The organism is Rhodococcus sp. ARC_M5, from assembly GCF_022810405.1.
GTDB classification, from domain to species: Bacteria; Actinomycetota; Actinomycetes; order Mycobacteriales; family Mycobacteriaceae; genus Rhodococcoides; species Rhodococcoides navarretei.
Genome location: NZ_JALGQE010000002.1, coordinates 236,639 through 261,078, shown reverse-complemented (window position 1 = coordinate 261,078; position 24,440 = coordinate 236,639). Strand labels below are relative to the sequence as shown.

Genomic DNA, 24,440 nt, shown 5'->3' with positions numbered 1-24,440 from the left:
ACCGTACTGCAGCCACTACAGGCAGGTGATTCACCTAGGGTGGTGAGCATGCGTGGTGACGGGGACGGTTGGGTGATCGGCGAGAACGGCACTCGACACTGGGGAAAGCACGGCGCCGCCGGTCTGTTGCTGCGCGCACCGTCCGATGCAGGCGAACCTGTGGTGCTGCTGCAGCACCGCGCGTTGTGGAGCCACCAGGGCGGAACCTGGGCCCTGCCCGGTGGGGCCCGCGACTCCCACGAGAGCACCGCGCATGCGGCGGTGCGCGAGGCTCACGAGGAAGCCGGTATTGCCGCCGAACAGTTGAGCGTCCGCAGCGAGCGAGTCACGGCGAGCGTCGAGAGCGGTTGGTCCTACACCACGGTCATCGCCGACACCGATCATGCGCTGACCACCGTGCCCAACGGCGAGAGCACCGAACTGCGCTGGGTGCCGGAGTCGATCGTCGACGAACTCCCGTTGCACCCGGGGTTCGCGTCGAGCTGGCCGTCGCTGCGCACCGCGCCGCTGCGCGTACTGCTCGACACCGCCAACGTGCTCGGCTCGCGGCCGAACGGCTGGTGGAAGGACCGCGCCGGATCCACAGGCGCACTACTGACCTCGCTTGCCGAGACACTGCCGCGCACCGTCGAACTGCCCAGCGGTCAGTACGGCTGGCTCACCCGAATCGAAGCAGTCCTCGAAGGCCGGGCCCGCGACGCCATGGTGGACGACCCGCGCATCCCGGTGATTCTCGCCGACGGCAGCGGTGACGACACCCTCGCAGACCAGGCCCACCGGGGCGGAGATCTGACGGCGCTGGTCACCGCCGACCGCGGACTACGCGACCGGTTGCCGGAATCGGTGCAGGTGCTGACGCCGTCCGCAGTATTGGGTTGGCTCTAGGCCTGCAGCGCTCGGACCAGTTCGCGGGCTGCTGCCTGTGGGTCCCGAGCCTCGGTGATCGCCCGGACCACCACGATGCGATCGGCACCGGCTGCTCGAACCTGGTTCACGTTGGTCGCGTCGACGCCGCCGATGGCGAACCACGGCCGCTCCGGCAACGAGTCCGCGGTGGCGCGGAGAGTCTCCAGGCCGGCGGCCGAGCGGTTGGGCTTGGTGGGCGTCGGCCACACCGGCCCGACGGCGAAGTAGTCGACGCCGTCCTCGATCGCGGCGAGCGAGGACTGCGCGCGGTTCTGCGTCGAACGTCCGATCACCACGTCCGGGCCCAGAATCTGACGCGCGTAGTGCACCGGCAGATCGCCCTGACCGAGGTGCAGCACGTCGGCACCGGAGGCCAGCGCCAGATCCGCGCGATCGTTGACCGCAAGCAGCGCACCGTGCCGCTTGGTCGCAGCAAGCAGAATCGCCAGCGCAGCGAGCTCGTCCTTCGCTTCGAGTGGACCGAACTCGCGCTCGCCGGCGGAGTTCTTGTCGCGCAGCTGAATGATGTCGACACCACCGGACAACGCGGCCTCTGCGAACTGCGCGAGGTCGCCCTTGTCGCGCCTGGCATCGGTACACAGGTACAGGCGAGCGGACGCAAGACGCTCACGGGGAGTCTGATTGCGGGCGGTCTGAGATGGATGCACAAAACGAACTGTATTCTCATGGTGGCCGCCACCGACGACGGAGTGGCCGAGAAATCGCGGGAGTCCCGAGGATCGTGGGGCTGAGAGTGGGTTCGCCGCCCTTACCGTCAATACCTGAACCCGATCATGCGGGCGCAGGGAGTGAGGACGTGAATCGCGTGCATATCGTCGTTATCGGCGGAGGCGTCATCGGGCTGTCGACGGCGCTACGACTGTCGGAGGACGGCCACCGGGTGGTGGTGCACGATCCTGCTCTCGGCAAGGGCGCATCCTGGGTCGCGGGCGGCATGTTGGCACCGCTGTCCGAGGGCTGGCCGGGCGAACACGAACTGCTGCACCTCGGTGCTGCGTCGTTGGCGCGGTGGCCGGAATTTGCCCGACGCCTCCCCGGCCCCTCGGTGTTCTCCTCCACCGGATCGGTGACGGTTGCCCTCGACACGGCCGATGCGGCCGATCTACGAACCATCGCCGAGTGGGTGGGCGAACAGGGGCACGAACTCGAGATTCTGGGACGTGCGCAGCTGCGTGAGCTCGAACCTGCACTGGCACAGAACATTCGACTCGGCCTGCTGGCCCCGACCGAGCTGTCCGTGGACAATCGGTCGTTGGTCGCCGCGCTCGAGCAGGCGTGTCTCGACGCCGGAGTGGAGTTTTCCGGTTGTTCGGTAGAGACCTTGCCCGACGCCGATCAGGTGGTCCTGGCCGCCGGTTCTCGCTGCGCCGCACTGTGGCCCACGCTGCCGGTCAGGCCGGTGAAGGGTGAGATCCTGCGGCTGCGTCGTAGGCCCAGCGCCGCACCGCCACCGCACCGCACGATCCGTGGAACCGTGCACGGCCGGGCGATCTACCTGGTACCGCGCGGCGACGGATTGGTCGTCGGCGCAACCCAATACGAATCCGGTGAGGACACCCAGGTCACCGTGGCGGGGGTACGAGACCTCATCGCCGACGCCGAACGACTCATGCCGAGCATCGGCGAGTACGAACTGTACGAAACCGCTGCCGGCCTGAGGCCGATGAGCCCGGACGGACTGCCGCTGATCGGCAGGCTGTCTCCCCGGTTGATCGTTGCCACCGGCCACGGTCGTAACGGCATCCTGCTCGCGCCCATCACCGCCGACGCCGTCTCCGCGCTGATCTCCGGCGAGACGCTGCCCGAGGCGAAAGCAGCCACACCCGAACGCTTCACACAGATCGAAAGGACACCATGACCCAGGTTGCCATCGGCATCACCGTCAACGGTGAGGACCACCTGCTCACCGAGGACATGACCATGCGTCGGCTGCTCGAATTCCTGGGCCTGCCCGAGAAGGGCATCGCCGTCGCCGTCGACGGAGCGGTGCTGCCCAAGAGTCGCTGGGACACCACCAGCGTCGAAAAGGGTTGGACCATCGACGTTCTCACGGCGGTTCAGGGTGGCTAGCGCACTCACCATCGCCGATCGCACCTTTACCTCCCGCCTCATCACCGGAACCGGGGGAGCGGCCAATCTCGCGGTACTCGAGGAAGCCCTCGTCGCGTCCGGAACCGAACTGACCACTGTCGCGATGCGCCGCGTCGACGCCGCGGGTGGGACGGGCGTATTGGATCTGTTGCGCCGGTTGAACATCGCGCCGTTGCCGAACACCGCGGGATGCCGAGGATCGGCCGAGGCAGTGCTCACCGCGCAACTCGGACGTGAGGCGCTCGAGACCGACTGGGTGAAGCTCGAAGTGATCGCCAACGAGCGCACGCTGCTGCCCGACGCCATCGAATTGGTCAAGGCCGCTGAACAACTCGTGGACGACGGCTTCCAGGTGCTGCCGTACACCACCGACGACCCGGTACTGGCCAAGCGGCTCGAGGACATCGGCTGCGTGGCCGTCATGCCGCTCGGCTCACCCATCGGCACCGGACTCGGTATCGCCAACCCCCACAACATCGAGATGATCGTCGACGCCGCAACGGTGCCGGTGATCCTGGACGCCGGAATCGGTACCGCCAGTGACGCGACCCTCGCGATGGAGCTCGGCTGCGATGCGGTGCTGCTCGCTACCGCGGTGACCCGTGCGAAGGACCCGGCGCTGATGGCGTCGGCGATGCGGAACGCGGTGGCGGCGGGGTATCAGGCCAGGCACGCCGGCCGAATTCCGAAACGATTCTGGGCGCAGGCCAGCTCACCCATGTAACCGACTGTGTCGTCGGCGCAGCGTTGCCCTGCTTCCCCGGCGCACATCTCGCAAACGCGCGCGCATTCGTGAAACGCGCGCGAACTGGTGTGTCGACTTTGCGCGCATCTGGCAAACGCGCGCGCATTTGCGGCGGCGCGCCCGTGTGACCGCGCCCATATGGCCGCGTGCCGCCCCTGTGATCAGCTGCCTTGCCTGTGGTGCTGCGCATCTCGCAAACGCGCGCGCGTTCGTGAAACGCGCGCGAACTGGTGTGTCGACTTTGCGCGCATCTGGCAAACGCGCGCGCATTTGCGGCGTACCGCCCCTGTGAACGCGTACGGCCCGTGTGACCGAACTGTCTCAGGGTGTGTGTCATCCGAAAGGATGATGGAAAAGGCGACTGTAGGTCGATGTGCGCACGCGTTCGATCGGGGACAGTTGTACCCATGATCGAAGTGACAGGACTGACCAAGCAATACGGCGCGGTGACGGCGGTCGACAACCTCACCTTCACCATCAAGCCCGGCATCGTGACCGGCTTCCTGGGCCCCAACGGCGCAGGCAAGTCGACCACGATGCGGATGATCCTCGGTCTCGACCGCCCCACCTCGGGAACGGCGACCATCGAGGGCAAGAACTATAGCCATCTCAAGCAACCACTGCGTACCGTCGGGGCTCTGCTCGACGCCAAGTGGGTGCACCCGAACCGTTCGGCCCGTGCGCATCTCGAGTGGATGGCCGCCTCAAACGGCATCCCGAAGTCGCGTGTCGACGAGGTGTTGCGGCTGGTGGGACTGTCCGAGGTCGCGAAGAAGAATGCGGGCGGATTCTCGCTCGGTATGTCGCAGCGGCTCGGTCTCGCCGGCGCGTTGCTCGGTGATCCCAAGGTGCTGCTGTTCGACGAGCCGGTCAACGGACTCGATCCCGAGGGCATCGTCTGGATCCGAAAGTTCATGCAGCGCTTGGCAGCCGAGGGCCGCACGGTGCTGGTCTCGAGCCACCTGCTCTCGGAGATGGCGCAGACGGCGGAACACCTCATCGTCATCGGACGCGGCAAGTTGATCTCGGACTCCTCGGTGCAGGAATTCATCGATCGCGCCTCCGAAGCATCGGTGCGCGTTCGCAGTCCGCAGCTCGACGGCCTGCGCCAGGCGTTGACCACGGCCGGTCTCACCGTGCGTGAGCCGGACAAGACGGACGAATTGCAGCCCTCGCTGGTGGTGCTGAACTCGACCACCGACACGATCGGCGACATCGCCGGCCGAGCTGGAATCACATTGCACGAGTTGGCCTCACAGCGAGGATCTCTCGAAGAAGCGTTCATGAAACTCACCGGAGAAACAGTGCAATATCACGGCGCGGGAGCCGAAGAACAGAACACTCAGCAAGCGATGGGCGGGTCACTCTGATGGGCGTCTTGGCAGCAGAAAGAATCAAGTTCACCTCGACCAAATCACCGTGGTGGTGCAGCGCGATCGTGGTGGTGTTCGGCCTCGGCTTCGGAGCCATCCTGGGTTGGGCCGCCAAGACCGCGATCGGACCCGACGCGCCGGAAGGCCTACCTCCGACCACCGCCTACGACGTCGTGGCCAGCGGTGTGGGCGGGCTGGGCATCATGGTGCTGATGATCCTGGCGGCACTGACCGTCACCAGCGAATACCGGTTCGGTCTGATCCGCACCACGTTCCAATCGGTCACCAACCGGGCTTCGGTCCTCGGTGCCAAGGCGCTCATCGTCGGTGTGTACGGCGCGGTGCTGTCTCTCGTCCTGGCGTTCGGCGCGCTGTTCCTGGCGAAGTCGATTGCAGGCGAGGAGGCCGGGGCGCTCCTCGGCTTCGATGTGGACGGCACGTGGCGTGTCGTCTACGGCGCGGCGATCCTGGCGTTCGTGCAGATCGTGCTGGCAGTAGCGGTGGGTGCGCTCATTCGACAGTCCGCCGGTGCCATCGCCGTGCTGCTGCTGTGGCCGCTGCTCATCGAGAACGTCGTCGGCCTCATCCCGAAGGTAGGCGACAAGATCCAGCCGTTCCTGCCGTTCCTCAATGCCAACCACTTCCTCGGCTCCAGCGGCGGAATCGACTTTCACTGGGGCCCGATCGGCAGCCTGATCTACTTCGTCGTCTTCACCGCGGTGGTTTTCGGCGCAGCAGTGTTGGTCGTCAATCGTCGGGACGCCTGACGCGCGAGGCCTCTCTGGGTATGGTGTCCGCTATGCGGATTTCCTTGCTTGCAGGTAGCGCCGTCACTGTCTTGATTCTGGCCGGTTGCTCGTCCACCTCGGACGAGGAACCGGCCAGAGTTTTCGCGACACCCGACGGGCAGGGCCTGTCTGCCGCGGTCACCGAGGAAGCCTTGGTGGGCCACCTTGAAGAGCTCGAGAGCATTGCCGCCGAACACGACGGCAACCGCGCCGCCGGCACCGCCGGATACGACGCGAGCGTCGATTACGTTGTCTCACAACTCGAATCGGCCGGGTTCGAGGTCACCACCCCGGAATTCGAGTTCGAGACCTTCGAGGCGCAGACCCAAACTCTGTCTCTGGCGGGCACCGAGATCCCGGTGTTCGCGCTCAGTTACTCACCCACCACCACCGCTGAGGGGATCACCGCACGCGTCGTCGGTGCTCCCGCCGGTGCAGACGGCTGTGAGGCAACCGATTACGCCGGCCTCGACCTGGCCGGAGCCGTTGCGGTGGTTCCGCGCGGCGTGTGCCCGTTCGGTGTGAAGCAAACCGTCGCAGCAGAACTGGGTGCGGCCGCGGCGATCATCGTCAACAACGAACCGGGTCCGCTCGATTCGGGGACGCTCGGTGATGCCGAGACCGCACAGATTCCGACCGGCGGCGTGAGTCAGGAGGACGGTGCGACCGTTCTCGCCGCACCCGAGGTGACGCTGACCCTGGTGACCGAAACCGACACGACCATGAGCCGCAACATCATTGCGCAGACCACCACCGGGTCGACCGAGAACGTGGTGGTCACCGGCGCGCACCTCGACAGCGTCCCCGAAGGCCCCGGCATCAACGACAACGGCACCGGCACAGCGGCAGTGCTGGAAACCGCACTGCAGATGGGTAGTGCACCCGAGGTCACCAATGCGGTGCGCTTCGCGTTCTGGGGTGCCGAGGAGAACGGTCTCGTCGGTTCCACGAAGTACGTCGAGGGCCTGTCCGACGAGGACAAGCGAAACATCGCGCTGTACTTGAACTTCGACATGATCGGCTCACACAACGCCGGCTACCTCGCCTACGACGGAGATGACTCCGACCAGGTGGGTGAGCCCGCCGGACCGGCCGGATCCGACGCCATCGAGCGGACCTTCGTCGAGCGACTGGCCGACGAGGGCACCGCCGTCGACGGAACCGATTTCGACGGCCGATCGGATTACGGCCCGTTCATCGAGGTCGGAATCCCGGCCGGTGGCGTCTTCAGTGGCGCGGACGAGAACAAGACTGCCGAGCAGGCCGAGAAGTGGGGCGGCACCGCGGATCAGACGTTCGACGAGAACTACCACACCGACCAGGACACCTTGGCGAACGTCGACCGCGCCGCACTGGCGAAGAACGGCGCGGCGGTTGCCTACGGAATCGGCGTCTACGCGCAGTCGGTGGAGGGCCCCAACGGGGTACCGGTCGGAGCCGAGCGCGAGGCCGCACGTGCCGAAGGATGAGGGTAAGTATGTGTAACCGTGGGTTACGCTCGATGTTGTGAACGCAGTCGTCGATTCGGTGGTGAAGTGGGTCCGCACCACCAACCGAGCGCCCACGGTGGTCGGGGCGGTTCGGCGTGTGCGTCGCGCCTTACCCGGTGACCCCACGTTCGGTGATCCCCTGTCGATCGACGGTCCCGGACGGGCACTGGCCGTTGCCCGCGTCGCAGACCGATTCCTGGCTGCGAACGGACTCGACGACGAACCGGGCGCATCCCGCGAAGTGGGACTCGGGGCTCTGCAGCTGTGGCAGGCGATTCTCGAACGCGCAGGGCGAGGTCGCGGCGAACGCGACGTCACCATCGTCTTCACGGACCTCGTCGGATTCTCGTCGTGGTCGCTCCGCGCGGGGGATACCGCCACCCTGACGCTGCTCCGCAGGGTCTCCAAAGCCGTCGAACCCGAGGTCACGGTCCGCGGCGGGCACGTCGTCAAGAGACTGGGCGACGGCATCATGGCCGTCTTCGCCGATTCGGGCAAGGCCGTCGAAGCCGTGTTCGCGGCACGAGAAGCACTGACCGGCGTGAACGTCGACGGCTACACCCCGACGATGCGGGTCGGTATTCACACCGGCAGTCCGCGCCAGGTCGGTTCGGACTGGCTGGGCGTCGATGTCACCGTCGCCGCCCGCGTGATGCAGACCGGCGGGAACGGCAACATCATGATCTCCGCCGCCGCACTGGACGCAGTGTCACCGGAGGTGCTCGACGCGTTGCGCGTGGTCTCCAAGCCCTATCGCCGCAGCTTCTTCGCCCCGAAGATCAAGGGCGCACCCGACGACCTACGCATCCTCCGACTCGTGCAGTCGCCACAGCGGTGACACCGGGCCGTGGCCCGCGCCCAGGTCGTAGGACGCGGCAAGGCATCGGGTGACCCATTCCTTGCCGAACGCCACCGCGTCGGGCATGGAGTATCCGTGTGCCAGCGCCGAGGCGATCGATGCGGCCAGGGTGTCGCCGCCGCCGTGATCGTTGCCGGTGGCGATGCGCTCGCTGGTGAACTCGAGGAATGTGTCGCCGTCGAACAGCAGGTCGGTGCTGTGTGTGGATGTTCTCAGGTGACCGCCCTTGACCAGGGCCCACTGCGCGCCCAACCCGTGTAGGGCCTCGGCGGCGCGGCGCGCGGTGGAGTCGTCGACCACGTCGATGCCGGTGATGAGCCGAATCTCGTCGAGGTTGGGGGTCACCAGCGAGGCGATGGGAAACAGGGTGTGGCGGATGGCGTCGAGGGCTTCGGCGTGCAGTAGTGGATCGCCGTGCATCGACGCGCACACCGGATCGACCACCAGAGGGACCGGCTGATCCCGCCCGATGCCCACCTCGGTGCAGACGGCGGTGACCGCCTCGATGATCGCGGTGGAGGCCAGCATTCCGGTCTTCGCTGCGCCGACACCGATATCGGACACCACCGAGCGAACCTGCGCTGCGACGACGTCCGGCGGGATCTCGTGGAAGCCCGTCACGCCGACGGTGTTCTGGACCGTGACCGCGGCGACGGCAACGCACGCGTGGACACCGAGCAGCGCCATCGTCCGACTGTCCGCCTGGATTCCGGCACCGCCGCCGGAGTCGGTTCCGGCGATGGTCAGCGCGCGGACAGGAGTCTCGCCGTTGGGCGTGAGCGGTAGGAACTTCACGAGAGAAGACAGTACCGGCGGGCAGGGGGACGGTGGTCTCGGCAGGTTGATCGGATTGTCGAAGACGCGGAGAAAACATGGGCCGGTCTTGAATGTTGTTGTATCACAACGGCGAACAGGGACGCTTATGATCCGTACCAGCATTCGTGTCGTGTTCGACGGACAAACCTACGCATCCGAAGGTTTGTTGGTAGAAAAGGTGACAGAGCCACCGCGCGCATGTTTAATAGTGGTGCACGTCACATCGATTTCATTCGTTCATCACTCCACACACAGCGAAGGAGGCGTCCCATGCTTGCAAGCTCTCCTAGCGCTGATGTCTCGATCAACAAGGACCAGAACCGTTTCGAGCTCCGATTGAACGGCGATCTCGTCGGGATCGTCGGGTTCTACGAGGTGGAGGGAAACGGCACGCGCGCAACGCGCACCCATGTCGTGTCCTTCATGCACACGGTCGTCACCGAGGACTTCGGCCACCAAGGGCTGGCCGGCATTCTGGTGCGTCGCGCACTCGACAGCGCTCGCTCCTACGGCTGGAAGGTCAAGCCGGTCTGCACCTACGTGCAGCGCTTCGCCGCGGCCAATCCGGAGTACAACGACATGCTCGTCGCGCTCTGACATCCCTGACGACATCGCTCGGTCACGAGTAGGGCCGGTTCCATCAAGGCTGGTCACATTAAGGGCACGACTCGGCGACGATCGATGCACTCGTCTCGCGTCACATGGACAACACTGGTCTCATAAGTGACATGAGTCACATTCTTCCCAGGCGGACGCGTGAGACGGCGCCGCTCGATCGCCCCGTCGTTCGTATCGAGGACGACGTCGATCACAACAGGTTCGACCTCTTCGTCGACGACGAACTCGTCGGCATTCTCGGGTACCGCTTCGGTGAGGGTGACGACGGCGGCGTGGGCCCCGTTGTCGCGCTCATGCATACCGTCGTCAAGGAGGAGTACGGCGACCGCGGGTGGGCCGGCGTATTGGTGCGGGCGTCGCTGAACACTGCGCGCGATCGACAGTGGCGCATCGTTCCGATCTGCACCTATGTCCGGCGATATGTGGCGCATCACGAGGAATTTCTGGATCTGATCGTCCAATAGAGAGCAGTGCTCTTGCGCTGTCGACCCATCGGGTGAATACTGCTTCCTGTAGAGAGCGTCGCTCTCGAAAGGTGTGGTGTCTCCCGATGCGTACAGCCCTGTATCTGTTCGTCGGCGTCATGTTCGCCGCGTATCCCGTACTGCGCCCTTACTCGGACGAGGTGGGCAGCGCGGGGGTCGACGCCTTCGCATCCTCGAACTGGGTGCTCGCCCATACCTTCGCCATGCTCGGATTCATCGCGCTCGGGCTCCTCGTCCTCTACGCGGGTCGACGGTCCGATGTTGCCGTCGTGACCACCTGGATCGGCGTCGGGTTGGTACTGCCGTACTACGGAGCGGAAACCTTCGCGCTGCATGCGCTCGGTGTCGAGGCCGCGCAGACCTCGAACCCGGGCCTGATCGAGCTGGCCGACCCCATTCGATACTCGCTCGTGCAGTCCGTCATGTTCGGGCTCGGACTCGTGCTGATCGCCGTCGGGCTGGTGGTGTTCGCGCTACGCAACCGCTATGCCATGGTGTTGGCCGCTGGGTTCGTGCTGTTCCTGCCGCAGTTCTACACGCCACCGGCCGTGCGGATAGTGCACGGACTGGTGATTGCGGTCGGGGCGATTCTCGCCGCCAGGTCGGTGGCGGGCAGGTCGGTGGACTCTGCTCAGCCGATCTCCACGATCACCGGAGCATGATCGCTCGCGCCCTTGCCCTTGCGTTCTTCACGGTCGATCGACGCTCCGGTCACCCGAGCCGCCAGGGCAGGAGAGGTGAGTGCCATGTCGATGCGCAGACCCTGCTTCTTCGGGAACCGCAACTGCGTGTAGTCCCAGTAGGTGTACGTCCTGGGCTCGGGGGTGAACTGCCGCGTCACCTCGGTGAAGCCGGCATCGCCGAACGCGGTGAAGGCGTCTCGCTCGGCCTGTGAGGTGTGGGTCTTGCCCTCGAACAGCGCCGGATCCCAGACGTCGTCGTCGGTGGGCGCGATGTTCCAGTCGCCCACGAGCGCGATCTGCGCCTGCGGATCGGCGGTGACCCACGCCTGCGCATCGGCCTTCAACGCGGCGAGCCACTCGAGCTTGTAGGTGTAGTGCGGATCGGCGAGCTCGCGACCGTTCGGCACGTACAGGCTCCAGACGCGGACCCCGTCGCACGTGGCCCCGATGGCGCGGGCCTCCTGAGCGGGATCGATCTCGGGATCCTTGCTGAACCCGGGCTGATCTTCGAAGCCGACCTGCACGTCGTCCAGGCCGACGCGCGACGCGATCGCGACGCCGTTCCACTGACTCAGCCCGACGTGGGCGACCTCGTACCCGATATCGGTGAACCGCTCGTACGGAAACTGTGCGTCCTTGCACTTGGTTTCCTGCATCGCCAGGACATCGACATCGGATCGCTGCAGCCAATCGACGATTCGATCCTGACGAGAGCGGACGGAGTTCACATTCCAAGTAGCCAAGCGCACGGGAAGGAACCCTATCGAATGCCCCCGACAGGGTTCGGACCGATCGCGTTCTCGGGTCGGGCATAGCGATAGTGATGATGGTCGACGAAACCCAGATCCCGATACAGGGCAACGGCTTCGGTGTTGTCGACGGCTACCTGCAGATAGGCGTGCGTCGCGCTGTGCTCGCGTCCCCAGCGCACCAGTTCTCCGCACATCAGGGTGCCGAGGCCGTTGCGGCGATGCTCGGGAGAGACCCAGAGCGAGGTCAATCCCACCCAGCATCGACCGTCCGGGGCGGTGGTGACGGCTGCGCGACCGACGGCGGCTGCCGACGACGAGCGCGCGCCGATCATGCCGAAACCGAGGGTGCCGCCCCGGATTGCGGATGCCACCTCCGCTGCACCCTCGGGTGCCTCGCGGCCCTGGTAGCGCAGGGAAGTCAGCCACTCCTCTGTCGGCTGCGCGGTCACGTCGATGGCCGATTCGCCTTCTCGCAGAACAAGATTCGAGATATCTGCAGCCATGACGGCGGTTTCGTTGTACGTCCGCCACCCCGCCGGGGCGCTGCCAAGGCGGTCAGGGAGGGAAAGCGTCGGGGGTAGTCCGTGAGCGGCGTATCGGTCGATGATCTGTGTAAGAGTCTCGGCCGTCATCGACGCTCCGGGCTCGAGCGGTATCGCCGAGTTGGCGCGTCCGGTGAACCCGTGACCGAACCGCAGTTGCCAACCGTCCAGCCATTGCCGCTCGACGCCCGGCCAACCATCGGCAGCGGCAGCCTCGAGGGAGCGAATCTCCGAGGTGCGGATCGGTTTGGGGCCCAGGGGTTTCAGCGCCACGACTCGTTCGGCTGCGACCTGCACCAGTGCGCCGTCCCTACCGCGCACCGAGACTGCATCGGCGTCGGCCGACACCAGTTCGCCGATCACGTCCGTCATCGGGTGGGTGTGGCCGGGTGGCAACCGGTAGCGCAGCATCACCCGCGCACCCACCGGGACGGTCAGTCGTCGTCCTCGTCGTCGTGGCCGAACGGGTCGTCCACCGTGCCGGGCGTCCAACTGAGCCCGGGCACGCCCCATCCGGCGCGCTTGATGGCCTTCTTCGCGGCGCGTGCATGTCGCCCGATGAGCACGTCGGTGTAGAGGAACCCGTCGAGATGACCCACCTCGTGCTGAAGCATCCGAGCGAAGAAGCCGCGGCCCTCGATGTCCACGGGATCGCCGTTGGCGTCCGTACCGGTCACGCGGGCCCACTCGGCGCGGCCGGTGGGGTGCTGCTCGCCAGGGACGGACAGGCAGCCCTCGTCGTCGTCGTCCGGATCGGGCATCGTCTCCGGAATCTCGGACGTCTCGAGCACCGGGTTGACGACCTCGCCGCGGCGGCGGAAGATCTTGCCGTCCTCGCCTTGATCGGGGCAGTCGTAGATGAACAGACGCTTGCCCAGGCCGACCTGATTCGCGGCGAGACCGACGCCGTTCGCGGCGGCCAATGTCTCGTACATGTCGGCGATCAGCTCGGCCAGCTCGGCGGGTGACTCGGTGACGGGAGCGGTTGCGGTGTGAAGCACCGGATCGCCGACGATCCGGATGGGAAGAATTGCCATGGTCGACAAGGATAGTAGGGCGAGAGTGGAGCCCGCGGAACGACCCGAGGGGGCTGGCAGTGGAGCCTGCGGAACGACCCGAGGGGGTCGAGAGTGGAGCCTGCGGAACGACCCGAGGGGGCTGGCAGTGGAGCCTGCGGAACGACCCGAACACGTGGTGCATGCGGGTCATCGGGTGGAACACGCCACGCGCCGGTAGCTCGCGGGAGCCGTGCTCGAGCCGTCGAGCATGGTTGAATGATGCTCGAAGTACAACTGTGTAATTCGGTCGGTGCTCCTGTGGGTGCCGGCAGTGCTGGGGGAAGCAGATTTCTCCGGGTAGGTGATCGTGCAGACCCTGGAGAGTCGAGATGTCGAGGAGTGGGATGGACAGCGCAGCAGCGCGTGACTCGAACCAGTCTCAGCAACCGGGAAGTTCGGACGGCTCTCAGGATCCGAACGAGGTCGGTGCGGACGGACTGAGTCGACGAGAGCACGACATCCTGTCCTTCGAGCGACAGTGGTGGAAGTACGCCGGGGCGAAGGAAGAGGCCATCAAGGAACTCTTCTCCATGTCGGCAACCCGCTACTACCAGATCTTGAACGCGTTGGTCGATCGTCCCGAGGCGCTCGCCGCGGATCCGATGCTGGTCAAGCGTTTGCGCCGGTTGCGTGCGAGTCGGCAGAAGGCTCGGGCTGCCCGCCGGTTGGGTTTCGACGTCTGAGTAGGTTCCATCGTTCCGTGTTCCGAGTGGCCGTCGACGGTCGGCTAGGGTCGAGTACGTGAGCAGCCCCAACCCGGAACAGACCGGGCCACCACTCCGTGCCCTGGCCATGGTGTTGATCTCGCTCGCGATTCTGTTCGCAGCGATCGGCGCACTGTCGCTGACCGGGTCCGATTCCGACGACGCGGCCGCCGAGCCCACCGCCGAGACGACGAGTGCGCCGGCCTCCGTGGCACCCACCGCCCAGGCCCCGGCAGCCCAGGTCCCCGCAGCCGACGCGTCGACCGGCGCCGCGGCACCCACCACTACCTCGGGTGCCCCCGCCGACGTCGAGGTGCGAGTACTCAACAACTCCAACGTCTCCGGCCTGGCGGCCGGCACCGCAGACACGTTGACCGCCGAGGGGTGGAACGTCGCCGAGACAGGCAACTTCAGCGCAGACCAGTTCGCGCAGACCGCGGTGTACTACGGTACGTCGACAGGCGAGGAACAGGCCGCTCAGACGATCGCCACGCAGCTCGGCGTCCCGGCCGAACCCAAGCCGACCTCACTCGAATCCACGGCAGGCGTTGTCGTCATCGTGACCCAGTAGCCCTGCGGCGACCAATTCCACAGCGTCGACCTCCGTGCCCGATTCGGCACGATCGGTCGGCACGTTATCATTTTCGAGCCCGGCGAAACTGCCTGAAAGAGGAGCGATTTCCGATGGACATGTTCAAGCGACGCACTGCTGCGACCCGATCGTTGCGTTACGTGGCCCCGGTCCTCGCGATCGCAGCGCTCGGGCTCTCTGCCTGCAGCAACGGCGAGGTTCCGTCCGACGTCCAGGGCACCGTCCCGCCGGTCTGGACCGGCGAGGCCGACCCGGAGGCAGAAGCCGTAGCAGGTGACAGCCCGGCCGAGTCGAGCTCCGGCGACACCATCGAGGGCACCCTGCGCAACGCCGACGGTGCCGAGGTGGGCATGGTGTCGTTCGCGTCCGAGGGCGACAAGGTCGTCGTCACCGCCGAGGTCGAGGACATGGCCCCCGGCTTCCACGGCTTCCACATTCACACCGTCGCCGCCTGCGAGCCCAACTCCGTGGCACCGACCGGCGGGGAGCCGGGCGCGTTCCTGTCCGCGGGCGGTCACCTGCAGGTCGACGGTCGCACCGAGTACCCGGCCAGCGGTGATCTGACGTCCATTCAGGTCGGCGAGGACGGCACCGGCATGCTCACCACCACCACCGACGCGCTCACGCTCGACGATCTGCGTGCGAATGGTGCCGGAACAGCGGTGATCGTGCACGAAGGTGCCGACAACTTCGCCAACATCCCGCCGCGATACACCCTGCCCGACGGTGCTGCTGTGCCGGACATGACGACGCTGATGACCGGCGATGCCGGCTCGCGGGCGGCATGCGCGGTGCTGCAGTAGTTTGAGCGCTCCGCGGATCGACTTCGCGAGTTCACCGCGCCCGACACTGGGCGTCGAGTGGGAGATCGCGCTGGTCGACAAGAACACGCGAGACCTGGTCAATTCCGCCGAGGCGGTCATGGACGGAGTCCACGATCTGGCCGGGGACACCCCGCGGGTGACGAAGGAGTTGCTGCGCAACACCGTCGAGCTCGTCACCGGAGTGTGCGAGAACGTCGGGGAGGCGATGGCGGACCTCGGTGAGTCCCTGTCGTTGGTCGAGCGTGCCGCGGATCCACTGGGAATCGATCTGTTCTCGGCGGGCACCCACCCGTTCGCCGAGTGGTCCACTCAGCAGCTCACCAGCTCGCCGAGCTACGACGAGTTGATCGCTCGGACGCAGTGGTGGGGCCGACAGATGCTGATCTGGGGCGTGCACGTGCACGTGGGAGTGTCGTCCCCCGACAAGGTCTTTCCCATTCTCAATTCACTGCTGCTGCAGTACCCGCACCTGCTGGCACTGTCGGCGTCTTCGCCGATCTGGGCGGGCAACGACACCGGCTACGCCAGTAATCGTGCGCTGATGTTCCAGCAGCTTCCGACGGCCGGTCTTCCGTTCCAGTTCGAGGACTGGTCGCAGTTCGAGGGGTTCGTCCGCGATCAGCTCAAGACCGGCGTCATCGAGCAGCTCGGCGGCATGCACTGGGACATCCGGCCCGCTCCCAAGTGGGGCACGATCGAGGTCCGAGTGTGCGACGGGGCGTCGACCAAGCGGGAACTCGCGGCGCTCGTCGCGTTGACGCACTGCCTCATCGTCCATCTCGACGAGCGGCTGGAGGCGGGGGAGACATTGCCGTCGATTCCTCCGTGGCACGTGCAGGAGAACAAGTGGCGGGCCGCCCGATACGGTCTCGATGCCGAGATCATTCTGGACTCGGACAGCAACGAGCGGCTGGTCACCGACGATCTGAACGACCTACTCGAGAAATTGACGCCGACGGCCGTCCGACTGAATTGCGTCGACGAGCTGGCGGCGGTGGCCGATATCCCTCGGCTGGGGGCGTCGTATCAGCGTCAGCGTGCGGTGGCCGCGAAATCCAACGGTGACCTGCGCGCAGTCGTCGAATCGTTGGTCACCGACCTCCGATCCTGACCCGATACGCTCCGCGCTACTGGTCGGATTCGTTCGGTTCCATCTCGTTGACGATCAACAGTCCGTCGCGGCCGCGCTGCTCTCGGTACGCGACGCGACCGACGGTATGCGCGATCACCGGTGCGGTCACCAGGGTGAAAATACCGACCAGCACGAGCATCCAGATGTCGACATTGCCGCGCAGGCTGATGATGGCCCCGATCAGCACCATGATCAGCCCGACCACCTGCGGCTTGGTGGCCGCGTGCATCCGCGAGAGAGTATCGGGGAAGCGCACGATGCCCACGGCGGCCGTGAAGGCGAACATCGCTCCCAACAGGATGAAGACGGAGGCTATCCACTGGGCTGCGGTCATCGTTCGGCCCTCACTGTGTCGATCATTCGTCCCTCACTCGGAATCGTGCGATGCTGACCGACCCGACGAAGCTGACCAGTGACAGCGCGACGATCGCCGGCACCAGGGTGGTGTCGCGGCTGTAGACGGCCCACACGCCGAGACCGCACATCGAGACGGCGAGGATGGTGTCCATGGCGACGAGTCGATCGAGCGTGCTCGGTCCGTCGAGCAGTCGGTAGGCGGTGAGGATCGCGGCACCGATCAGGAGGGCACCGGCTATGGCCAGAACGATGGTCACGACCACTTCCCCTTCCTCTTGTCGTCGGTCTTCTTGTCGTCTCGAGGGGCGTCGCGATCCGCCGATGCCGGATCGTCGCCGAGTACACCGTGGTACTGCTCGTACTCCTGGTAGTGCAGTGGACTCGGCTTCCAGTCGGAGTCTCGCTCGAACGCCGCGATGAACAGTTTCTCGAGGTTCCGCACGTAGGCGTAGAAACCGTCGACGGCCTTCTGGGTGCCCATGTCCAACACGTGCACGTAGAGCAGGCGTCTGGTTCGGTCGATCTCGAGCACCATGGTGCCGGGCACGAGGTTCATCGCGTCGACGAACAGCGTGAGCACCAGATCGGACTTGATCGCGATGCGGCAGCGCAGCACGCCGGTGACCGGCGGAGCCTTGGGCCGGACCGCCAGCCACGCCACGCTGAGGCTCGATTCCATCGCGTAGTAGAGGAACACGACGGCCAGCTTGACGAGCGAGAACACGTGGATGCGGCCCTCGACCGGTACGCGAGGCAACGGCAGCAGCACCATGATGAGCAGGCCCACTGCGATGCCGCCGAGGATGTTCGCCGCAGAGACGTTGCCCCACAACAGAACCCAGATGGCAGTCAACCACGCGAGAGTCCACAGGCGGAGCAGGAGGGAACGGTTCATCTTCATCGAGTGCCTTCCTGGTTCTCGCGTGCCTGTTCGGCGGCCTGATCACCGACGAATTCCGCACCGCGCACCGCGTCGATGTACATCGAGCGATCGCGAAGGTCTGCCGCAGCGCGGTCGCTGATGTCGATGATGGGGCCGGCGAAGACCGTCATGGCCAGGCCGACGGCCACCAGCCCGATGGTGGGGATCAACATGAAGGCAGGCATCCGGCCGACGTCCTCACGATCGCCGAACGCGATGTCCGAGGAATCGTCGAGCAGTGCCGAGGGGCTGTTGTCCGCAAGATCGCCCTCGGGAGCGTCGGCGCGGGCCCGCCAGAACGCCTTGGTCCACACGCGCGCCACCACGTACAGCGTCAGCAGGCTGGTGACGGTTCCGCCCGCGACGAGCAACCAGGCCAACACACTGCCCTGCTCGCTACCGGCCTGCAGTAGCGCCACCTTGCCGATGAAGCCCGAGAACGGCGGGATACCACCGAGATTGAGGGCGGGCACCAGGAACACGATCGCCAGCACCGGGCTGGCCGCGGCCAGCCCACCGAGGCGCCGGAGCGACGACGAACCGGCCTGTCGTTCGATGAGACCGACGACGAGGAACAGTGTCGTCTGCACCAGAATGTGGTGGGCGACGTAGTAGATCGAGCCCGACAATCCCGATTGTGTCGACAGCGCGACACCGAAGATCATGTAGCCGATGTGGCTGACGAGCGTGAACGACAGCAGTCGCTTGATGTCGCTCTGTGCGATGGAGCCGAGGATGCCGACGAGCATTGTCAGCAGGCCGCAGACCATGAGCACGTTGTCGAGCGAGCCGTCGGGGAACAGCAGGGTGTGGGCGCGGATGATCGCGTACACACCGACTTTCGTCAGCAGGCCGGCGAACACGGCGGTGACCGGTGCCGGGGCGGTGGGGTAGGAGTCGGGCAGCCACGTCGAGAGTGGGAACACCGCGGCCTTGATGCCGAACGCGACCAGGAGGACCGCGAAGATCGCCGTTCTGGTTCCGGGGTTGATGTCGTCCATCCGAACCGCGATGTGAGCCAGGTTCAGTGTCCCGGTCGCGCCGTACACCAGCGCGATGCCGACCAGGAAGATCAGCGAGGAGACCATCGACACCATCACGTACGACACGCCTGCGCGTACCCGGTCCGCGCTCGCACCGAGCGTCAGCAGGACGAACGAGGCAGCGAGCAACACCTCGAAGCCGACGAACAGGTTGAACAGGTCGCCTGCGAGGAACGCGTTGCACACGCCTGCGGTCAACGCGAGATAGGTCGGCAGGAAGATCGAGACGGGCTGGTTCTCGCTGCCGTCGCGGATGCCCTGGCCGATGGAGTACACCATGACCGCGAGCAACACGATGGACGAGACCACGAGCATCATCGCCGACAGCCGGTCCACCACGAGGGAAATGCCGAGCGGAGAGTCCCAACCACCGACCTGGAGTGCGCTGACGCCGTCGCGATCGGCGAGGTAGAGCATCATCGACGAGATCGCGACCACAGCGGTCAGCGCGACGAGGGTGATGAACCGCTGAGCGCGGGGTCGTCGACCCAGCACCAGGGTCAACGCGGCCGCGAGCATCGGAATCAGCACCGGCAGCGGAGTCAGTACATCGATCACTGCGGGGGAGATGGTCATGCGTTGTCTCCCTTCTCGTCCGGTCGGCTGTCGTCCTTCTCGGCGGTGTCGAGTCCGTCCAGCCCGCGCAGCTGCGGGTTGTCGTCGTCGTTGTCGAAGTCGCCGTCGTGCAGGTCCTCGTAGCACTCGAGGTCTTCGAGGTTTCTGATCTCCTCGAGCGGAATGGGGTTGCCCTTCGAGTCGAACGCGTCGCCGCCGAAGCTCGGCTCGCCCGTCACCGGATCGTCCGAGCGGTCACGGTCGGGGGCCTCGGCCATCGAGCGACGCCGGGAGACCTTGGTGTCCTCGGGGTCGTTCTCGACGTCGTCCTTGGTGTTGAGAGTGAACGACCGGTACGCCAGGGCCAGCACGAATGCCGCGATTCCCATCGTGATGACGATTGCCGTGAGGATCACCGCCTGGGCCAGCGGGTCGGCCATCTGCTGGTTGACCGCGTTGTCGCGCCCCACGATGGGTGGGGCGCCCGCAGGGCCGCCGACCGTGAGCAACAGCAGGTTGACGCCGTTGCCGAACAGCAGCAGCCCCAGCAGCATCTTGGTGATGCTGCGCTCGAGCAGCAGGTACACCCCCGCTGCGACGAGTACGCCGGTGATGATCAGCATTCCGAGATCTGCGGTCATGGGGCGCTCACCCGGCCTTGGCTCTGCATTTCCACCTGTGCGTCGAGACGGGCACCGAGGCTACGGAGCACGTCGAGTACCAAACCGACCACGATGAGATACACACCGAGGTCGAAGAACAGTGCGGTGACCAACTTGATGTCGCCGAGGATCGGCAACGTCATCTCCAACGTGGCCGAGGACAACGCCGGGGCTCCGAGGAACATCGATGCCACTGCGGTACCGGCCGCGAAGATCAATCCGAGACCGAGGATCTTTCCGGCGTCGATCGGCACTGTCTCGCCGAGCTCGTAGCGGCCACCCGCCAGGTAGCGCAGCACCAGCGCCAGTCCGGCGGTGAGGCCACCGGCGAAACCGCCGCCGGGGGCATTGTGGCCGGAGAAGAAGAAGTAGATCGAGAGCACCATGATCGTCGGGAAGATCAATCGCGTCGTGACCTCGAGGATCAACGAGCGATGCCGAGGATCGATCAGATCGCCGCCGAGCAGCCACGTCGTCTCTGCCGCGAAGTTCGCATCCGAGTTCGACGAGGAGGCGTTCGATGCGGGGGCGTCGGACACCCGCGGAGCGCTGCCGAACCGGCGGTTGCGGAAGACCAGGCTGGCCACACCCGTCGCCGCGACGAGCAGGACGCAGATCTCGCCGAGGGTGTCCCAGGCTCGGATGTCCACGAGGATCACGTTGATGACGTTCTTGCCGTCGCCGAGTTCGTATGCGGCGTCGGGCAGCAGCAAGGACACCGGGGCGGTGTTTCGGGCGTTCATCGCGAACGCGCCCAGCACACTGACGGTCGCTCCGACGGCGACGGCCAGCACGGCACGGGGTCCGCGCGAGCCGGCCGAGCCTCGATCGTCGACCTCGGCCGGGAGCTTGCGCAGCACCAGCACGAACACCACGAGGGTGAGGGTTTCGACGAGGAACTGGGTCAGCGCGAGGTCCGGCGCGCCGTGGATGGCGAAGATGACGCCACAGCCGTAGCCGGTGAGTCCGACGAGGATGACGCTGGCCAGGCGGTTGCGCATCACCGTGGCTCCGAGACCGCCCGCGATCATGATCACGCCGATGACCAGCTGCAGCGGGGTGTTCCACAATGTGTAGTCGATGCCGGAATCCTGGCCGACGAGCAACACGATCATCGGCAGCAGCACCAGTGTCAACAGGATGGTGCCCTGAGTGAGGGGGAGCGAACCGCGCTGCGTCGTGCCGGTCAGGCGGATGGACAGTGTGTCCATGGACTTGAGCACGTTGTCGTAGATGCGGTCTGCGTTTCCGAGCGGGGGATGCTCGAACTTGAGCCGGTTGACCACGCGGTGGGCGATGAACAGCCCGACACCGCCGGTGACGACGACGACGGTCAGCGCCAGTGGAAGGTTGAAACCGTGCCACAGGGCCAGGTGGTAGGGCTCCTGGCCGTAGGACGGGAGGGTGCGGGCGTAGGGACTGACGATGCCGTCGACGACCGAGGATCCGAACCCGGCGATCACACCCAGAACGGCGAGGAATGCAGGCGCGGCCAGGAACAACGCGGACGGGGCATGCATCGCCCTGACCGATGGACTCGGACGCTTGAGCTGCTTGCGCGCGAACGCGCCCCACACGAATCGGATGCTGTAGGTGACCGTGAGGATCGAGCCGATCACCAGCCCCGCGACGACGACCGCCGCGACCGTGGGATCGAGCGTCGGAGTGCTGATCACGGCCGACAACGCCGTCTCCTTGCCGACGAACCCGAGCATCGGCGGTAGTCCGGCCATACTGGCCGCGGCCAGCGCCGCGATCGCGGCCAGCCACGGAGCCTTCTTGCCCAGGTGGGCGAGCTTGCGGATGTCTCGGGTGCCGGTGGTGTGGTCGACGATGCCGACGACCATGAACAGTGCCGCTTTGAACATCGCATGCGCGATCACCATCGTCAGGCCGGCGAGCATCGCCTTCTCCGAGCCGATGCCGACCAGCACCATGAGGAAGCCGAGCTGGCTGACGGTGCCGAACGCGAGGATGAGTTTGAGGTCGAATGCGCGGAGGGCTCGCCAGCCGGCCAGGATCATCGACAGCAGTCCCAGGCTGATCACGGTGGCACGCCACGGGCCGGAATCGGCGAACCCCGGTGCCAGGCGCGCCACCAGGTAGATGCCGGCCTTCACCATCGCTGCGGCGTGAAGGTAGCCGCTGACCGGCGTCGGGGCAGCCATTGCTCCGGGGAGCCAGAAGTGCAGTGGCACGATGGCCGACTTGCTCAGTGCGCCGATGAGGACCAGCACGATCGCGACGCCGGGCAACCAGCCGCCGGGTGCGTTCGCGACCAGCTCGGAGAGGTTGTAGGTGCCGGACACCTGGCCGAGGATGATGATGCCGACCAGCATCGCCAGACCGCCCGCGGTGGTGACGAGCAGTGCCTGGGTGGCCGCACGCCTGCTGGAGGCACGCTCGGCGTAGTGGCCGACGAGCAGGAACGACAGGACCGTCGTGATCTCCCAGAAGATGTACAGCACGAGCATGTTGTCGCTGGTGATGAGGCCGAACATCGCACCGGAGAACGCGACCATCTCGGCCGCGAACAGCCCCAGTCGAGGCTCGTCGTTCTCGAAGTAGCGCGCGCAGTACAGGAGGATCAGTGCGCCGATGCCGAGGACCAGCAAGGACATGATGGCGGCCAAGGAGTCGAACCGCATGTCGATGTTCATCGACAGGCCGGGGACCCATTCGATCTTCAGTTTCTGGTCGGTTCCCCAGTTGCCGAACACCCAGACCAGGCTGAGCAGGGGGACGAGCGCGAGGGGGAAGAAGGCAGTGCGACCCCACCACCGGACGAACAGCGGCGCGAGCAGCGCGGCGGCGGCGTGCGCAAGAAGAATGGCGAGCAAAGATCACTCCGTCGTCTCGGTCGCCACCGGCGGTGAAGCCGAGGCGGTGGTCGTAGGGCGGCGATGAGTAGGGTGTGCGAAGTCCGTGTGAGAGTCGATTTGAAGCTTTGAGAGATAACGATCCGGTAGCCGAACGGCAGCCGTGAGTTGTTGTTATCCACTTTACTTTGCGTGGTCGAGCGCGTGCCATGCGGTACAGAACGGCAGGAGTGGAGCCTGCGGAACGACCTGGGTGGGCAGGAGTGGAGCCTGCGGAACGACCCGGGTGGGTAGGAGTGGAGCCTGCGGAACGACCCGGGTGGGTAGGAGTGGCTCGAGCGGAGGGGAAGTGCCGTGAGCGTGTCGAGGCTCATTCGGACCGCCGGTCTGGCGTACGTCCGAGATCGTCGAATGATCCAGACGCGGTCGGTCGGCAAGTCTGCGTTCTACATGGCGGGCGGCAAGATCGACCCGGGCGAGACACCCGAGCAGGCGCTGCACCGGGAGATCAGGGAAGAGCTCGACGCGAAAGTAACGGACGCGCGGCTCCTCGGAGTGTTCGAGTGTCAGGCATGGGGGCACCCGCCAGGTACCCCGCTCGAGATCACCTGCTTCATCGCCGATCTGGCGAACGAGCCGACGCCGACCAGCGAAATTGCAGAGATCAGGTACTTCACTCGCGACGAGTACGCCGCCATGCCCGACGTGGCTCCCGGCTCCCTGATGGTGTTCGACCGAATGCAAGCACTCGATTTGATCGACTGAAGCGGGTACGTTGGGGACTGAGAGAACGTACGTTCTCCACAGCCACCGCGAAGGAGCCTTCATGTCGACCCTGTCCCAGAAAGCCACCACCCTGCTCGAGCTGCACCAGCCGGGTAACCCCGTTGTGTTGCCGACCGTGTGGGACGCCTGGTCCGCCAACCTGGCCGTGTCCGCAGGATTCACCGCCCTGACCGTCGGCAGCCACCCCGTCTCGGACTCCATCGGCAAGCCCGACAACGAGGGCATCACCTTCGACGAGCTCCTCGCCCGCATCACCCAGATCTCCGGAGCTGTCGACGTGCCGCTGTCGGTCGACATCGAAGCCGGCTACGGCGAAGATCCCAAGCGACTGATCGACGGCCTGATCTCCGCCGGAGCCGTCGGCCTCAACATCGAGGACACCGTGCACAGCGAGGGCGGCCGCCTCCGCGAAGCGCAGGAACACGCCGACTTCGTCGGAGCACTGCGTGCAGCATCCGACGCCACCGACGTCCACGTGGTCATCAACGCCCGCACCGACCTGTTCGTCAAGGCGATCGGTGACGAGAGCGACCGCGTCGAGCGCGCCATCGCACGCCTGAAGCTGGCCGCCGAGGCCGGAGCCGACTCGCTCTACCCCGTCGGCTTCCACAACGACGCCGACTACAAGCGCCTCGCCCAGGAACTCCCACTGCCCATCAACGCCATCGCCAACCCGGCCGAGGGCGACCTGTCGCACTTCGCATCCCTCGGCGTCGGACGCATCAGCTTCGGTCCGATCTTCCAGATGGAATTGGCCAAGCGGGCAGAAGAGATCCTCGGCCGCTGGAAGTGAGAGCGGCTTCGCCGCAGGTGAGCG

The 24,440-nt window shown here is 65.9% G+C and carries 28 protein-coding genes and 1 riboswitch; of the genes, 17 read left to right on the top strand and 11 right to left on the bottom strand.

The window, feature by feature from the left end; translation table 11 throughout:
* Positions 1-48: 48 nt before the first annotated feature.
* Positions 49-885 (top strand): NUDIX domain-containing protein, encoded by an 837-nt coding sequence (locus tag MTX34_RS04650; protein WP_243608600.1) that lies wholly within the window; start codon positions 49-51, stop codon positions 883-885.
* Here MTX34_RS04650 and thiE read toward each other — a convergent pair.
* On the bottom strand, positions 882-1,574 hold the full coding sequence (thiE, locus tag MTX34_RS04645; protein ID WP_243594512.1) for a thiamine phosphate synthase: 693 nt from the start codon (positions 1,572-1,574) through the stop codon (positions 882-884). The two genes, MTX34_RS04650 and thiE, sit on opposite strands and share 4 nt — an antisense overlap.
* Positions 1,575-1,620: 46 nt before the next feature.
* A riboswitch (TPP riboswitch) is annotated at positions 1,621-1,734 on the top strand.
* On the opposite strand from thiE, the gene thiO reads away from it, so the two are divergent.
* The 7 genes from thiO to MTX34_RS04610 all read left to right on the top strand — a co-directional run bounded on the left by thiO (position 1,733) and on the right by MTX34_RS04610 (position 8,252).
* On the top strand, positions 1,733-2,785 hold the full coding sequence (gene thiO, locus MTX34_RS04640) for a glycine oxidase ThiO (RefSeq protein ID WP_243608720.1): 1,053 nt from the start codon (positions 1,733-1,735) through the stop codon (positions 2,783-2,785). (Overlaps the previous riboswitch by 2 nt.)
* A complete protein-coding gene (gene thiS / locus MTX34_RS04635) occupies positions 2,782-2,997 on the top strand; it encodes a sulfur carrier protein ThiS (RefSeq protein WP_037186702.1) in 216 nt (71 codons plus the stop codon). The genes thiO and thiS overlap by 4 nt, the downstream gene beginning before the upstream one ends.
* The gene (locus MTX34_RS04630; protein ID WP_243608599.1) at positions 2,990-3,742 is read left to right on the top strand and encodes a thiazole synthase; all 753 of its coding nucleotides are present in this window, start codon (positions 2,990-2,992) and stop codon (positions 3,740-3,742) included. Before thiS ends, MTX34_RS04630 begins: the two co-directional genes overlap by 8 nt.
* A 428-nt stretch (positions 3,743-4,170) precedes the next feature.
* Complete coding sequence (locus tag MTX34_RS04625; protein ID WP_243608598.1) at positions 4,171-5,133, top strand: ABC transporter ATP-binding protein; 963 nt, start codon at positions 4,171-4,173, stop codon at positions 5,131-5,133.
* Positions 5,133-5,903 (top strand): ABC transporter permease, encoded by a 771-nt coding sequence (locus tag MTX34_RS04620; RefSeq protein WP_243594509.1) that lies wholly within the window; start codon positions 5,133-5,135, stop codon positions 5,901-5,903. Before MTX34_RS04625 ends, MTX34_RS04620 begins: the two co-directional genes overlap by 1 nt.
* A gap of 32 nt (positions 5,904-5,935) precedes the next feature.
* A complete protein-coding gene (locus tag MTX34_RS04615) occupies positions 5,936-7,393 on the top strand; it encodes a M20/M25/M40 family metallo-hydrolase (protein WP_243608597.1) in 1,458 nt (485 codons plus the stop codon).
* Positions 7,394-7,430: 37 nt separating this feature from the next.
* On the top strand, positions 7,431-8,252 hold the full coding sequence (locus tag MTX34_RS04610; RefSeq protein ID WP_149406561.1) for an adenylate/guanylate cyclase domain-containing protein: 822 nt from the start codon (positions 7,431-7,433) through the stop codon (positions 8,250-8,252).
* Here the strand turns inward: MTX34_RS04610 and thiD are convergent.
* Positions 8,214-9,068 (bottom strand): bifunctional hydroxymethylpyrimidine kinase/phosphomethylpyrimidine kinase, encoded by an 855-nt coding sequence (gene thiD, locus MTX34_RS04605; protein ID WP_149406562.1) that lies wholly within the window; start codon positions 9,066-9,068, stop codon positions 8,214-8,216. The two genes, MTX34_RS04610 and thiD, sit on opposite strands and share 39 nt — an antisense overlap.
* A gap of 291 nt (positions 9,069-9,359) precedes the next feature.
* Between thiD and MTX34_RS04600 the strand changes: the two genes are divergently transcribed.
* From MTX34_RS04600 to MTX34_RS04590, 3 genes are all read left to right on the top strand, one after another.
* Complete coding sequence (locus MTX34_RS04600; RefSeq protein WP_068048077.1) at positions 9,360-9,686, top strand: GNAT family N-acetyltransferase; 327 nt, start codon at positions 9,360-9,362, stop codon at positions 9,684-9,686.
* A gap of 131 nt (positions 9,687-9,817) precedes the next feature.
* A complete protein-coding gene (locus MTX34_RS04595) occupies positions 9,818-10,171 on the top strand; it encodes a GNAT family N-acetyltransferase (RefSeq protein WP_243608596.1) in 354 nt (117 codons plus the stop codon).
* An 86-nt stretch (positions 10,172-10,257) separates the two neighbouring features.
* Complete coding sequence (locus tag MTX34_RS04590; protein WP_243608595.1) at positions 10,258-10,854, top strand: hypothetical protein; 597 nt, start codon at positions 10,258-10,260, stop codon at positions 10,852-10,854.
* Here the strand turns inward: MTX34_RS04590 and MTX34_RS04585 are convergent.
* From MTX34_RS04585 to MTX34_RS04575, 3 genes are read right to left on the bottom strand one after another with little or no spacing between them, the layout of a single operon-like run.
* Positions 10,824-11,624, bottom strand: a complete 801-nt coding sequence (locus MTX34_RS04585) for an exodeoxyribonuclease III (protein WP_149406565.1) — start codon at positions 11,622-11,624, stop codon at positions 10,824-10,826. The genes MTX34_RS04590 and MTX34_RS04585 overlap by 31 nt on opposite strands.
* A gap of 11 nt (positions 11,625-11,635) precedes the next feature.
* A complete protein-coding gene (locus MTX34_RS04580; RefSeq protein WP_374638889.1) occupies positions 11,636-12,580 on the bottom strand; it encodes a GNAT family N-acetyltransferase in 945 nt (314 codons plus the stop codon).
* 23 nt (positions 12,581-12,603) lie between these two features.
* Complete coding sequence (locus tag MTX34_RS04575; protein ID WP_243594502.1) at positions 12,604-13,206, bottom strand: peptide deformylase; 603 nt, start codon at positions 13,204-13,206, stop codon at positions 12,604-12,606.
* 365 nt (positions 13,207-13,571) lie between these two features.
* Between MTX34_RS04575 and MTX34_RS04570 the strand changes: the two genes are divergently transcribed.
* The 4 genes from MTX34_RS04570 (at position 13,572) to MTX34_RS04555 (ending at position 16,458) form a co-directional block, all read left to right on the top strand.
* Positions 13,572-13,910 carry a DUF3263 domain-containing protein gene (locus tag MTX34_RS04570; RefSeq protein WP_149406568.1) on the top strand — a complete coding sequence of 113 codons (339 nt, stop codon included), beginning with the start codon at positions 13,572-13,574 and terminating at the stop codon, positions 13,908-13,910.
* 58 nt (positions 13,911-13,968) lie between these two features.
* On the top strand, positions 13,969-14,502 hold the full coding sequence (locus tag MTX34_RS04565) for a LytR C-terminal domain-containing protein (RefSeq protein WP_243594501.1): 534 nt from the start codon (positions 13,969-13,971) through the stop codon (positions 14,500-14,502).
* A 113-nt stretch (positions 14,503-14,615) separates the two neighbouring features.
* Positions 14,616-15,326 (top strand): superoxide dismutase family protein, encoded by a 711-nt coding sequence (locus tag MTX34_RS04560; protein ID WP_243594500.1) that lies wholly within the window; start codon positions 14,616-14,618, stop codon positions 15,324-15,326.
* Positions 15,289-16,458: a glutamate--cysteine ligase gene (locus MTX34_RS04555; protein ID WP_128646446.1), complete on the top strand. Its 1,170-nt coding sequence runs from the start codon at positions 15,289-15,291 to the stop codon at positions 16,456-16,458. The genes MTX34_RS04560 and MTX34_RS04555 overlap by 38 nt, the downstream gene beginning before the upstream one ends.
* A 16-nt stretch (positions 16,459-16,474) precedes the next feature.
* Here the strand turns inward: MTX34_RS04555 and mnhG are convergent, their stop codons facing one another.
* The 6 genes from mnhG to MTX34_RS04525 are packed head-to-tail and all read right to left on the bottom strand — an operon-like array spanning position 16,475 to position 22,858.
* Positions 16,475-16,813, bottom strand: coding sequence for a monovalent cation/H(+) antiporter subunit G (mnhG, locus tag MTX34_RS04550; protein ID WP_128646447.1), 339 nt, complete (start codon positions 16,811-16,813; stop codon positions 16,475-16,477).
* Between the two features lie 22 nt (positions 16,814-16,835).
* The gene (locus MTX34_RS04545) at positions 16,836-17,093 is read right to left on the bottom strand and encodes a monovalent cation/H+ antiporter complex subunit F (RefSeq protein WP_128646448.1); all 258 of its coding nucleotides are present in this window, start codon (positions 17,091-17,093) and stop codon (positions 16,836-16,838) included.
* Positions 17,090-17,731: a Na+/H+ antiporter subunit E gene (locus MTX34_RS04540; RefSeq protein ID WP_374230261.1), complete on the bottom strand. Its 642-nt coding sequence runs from the start codon at positions 17,729-17,731 to the stop codon at positions 17,090-17,092. Before MTX34_RS04540 ends, MTX34_RS04545 begins: the two co-directional genes overlap by 4 nt.
* Positions 17,732-17,733: 2 nt before the next feature.
* Positions 17,734-19,377, bottom strand: coding sequence for a Na+/H+ antiporter subunit D (locus MTX34_RS04535; RefSeq protein ID WP_149406570.1), 1,644 nt, complete (start codon positions 19,375-19,377; stop codon positions 17,734-17,736).
* The gene (locus MTX34_RS04530; protein ID WP_149406571.1) at positions 19,374-19,997 is read right to left on the bottom strand and encodes a Na(+)/H(+) antiporter subunit C; all 624 of its coding nucleotides are present in this window, start codon (positions 19,995-19,997) and stop codon (positions 19,374-19,376) included. The genes MTX34_RS04535 and MTX34_RS04530 overlap by 4 nt, the downstream gene beginning before the upstream one ends.
* Positions 19,994-22,858, bottom strand: coding sequence for a Na+/H+ antiporter subunit A (locus MTX34_RS04525; protein WP_149406572.1), 2,865 nt, complete (start codon positions 22,856-22,858; stop codon positions 19,994-19,996). The genes MTX34_RS04530 and MTX34_RS04525 overlap by 4 nt, the downstream gene beginning before the upstream one ends.
* Before the next feature lie 339 nt (positions 22,859-23,197).
* Here MTX34_RS04525 and MTX34_RS04520 point away from each other — a divergent pair, with 339 nt between their 5' ends.
* Both MTX34_RS04520 and MTX34_RS04515 read left to right on the top strand, forming a co-directional pair.
* Positions 23,198-23,602, top strand: coding sequence for an NUDIX domain-containing protein (locus MTX34_RS04520; protein WP_374638886.1), 405 nt, complete (start codon positions 23,198-23,200; stop codon positions 23,600-23,602).
* A 61-nt stretch (positions 23,603-23,663) separates the two neighbouring features.
* Positions 23,664-24,416, top strand: a complete 753-nt coding sequence (locus MTX34_RS04515; protein ID WP_243608593.1) for an isocitrate lyase/phosphoenolpyruvate mutase family protein — start codon at positions 23,664-23,666, stop codon at positions 24,414-24,416.
* The last annotated feature ends 24 nt before the right edge of the window (positions 24,417-24,440 follow it).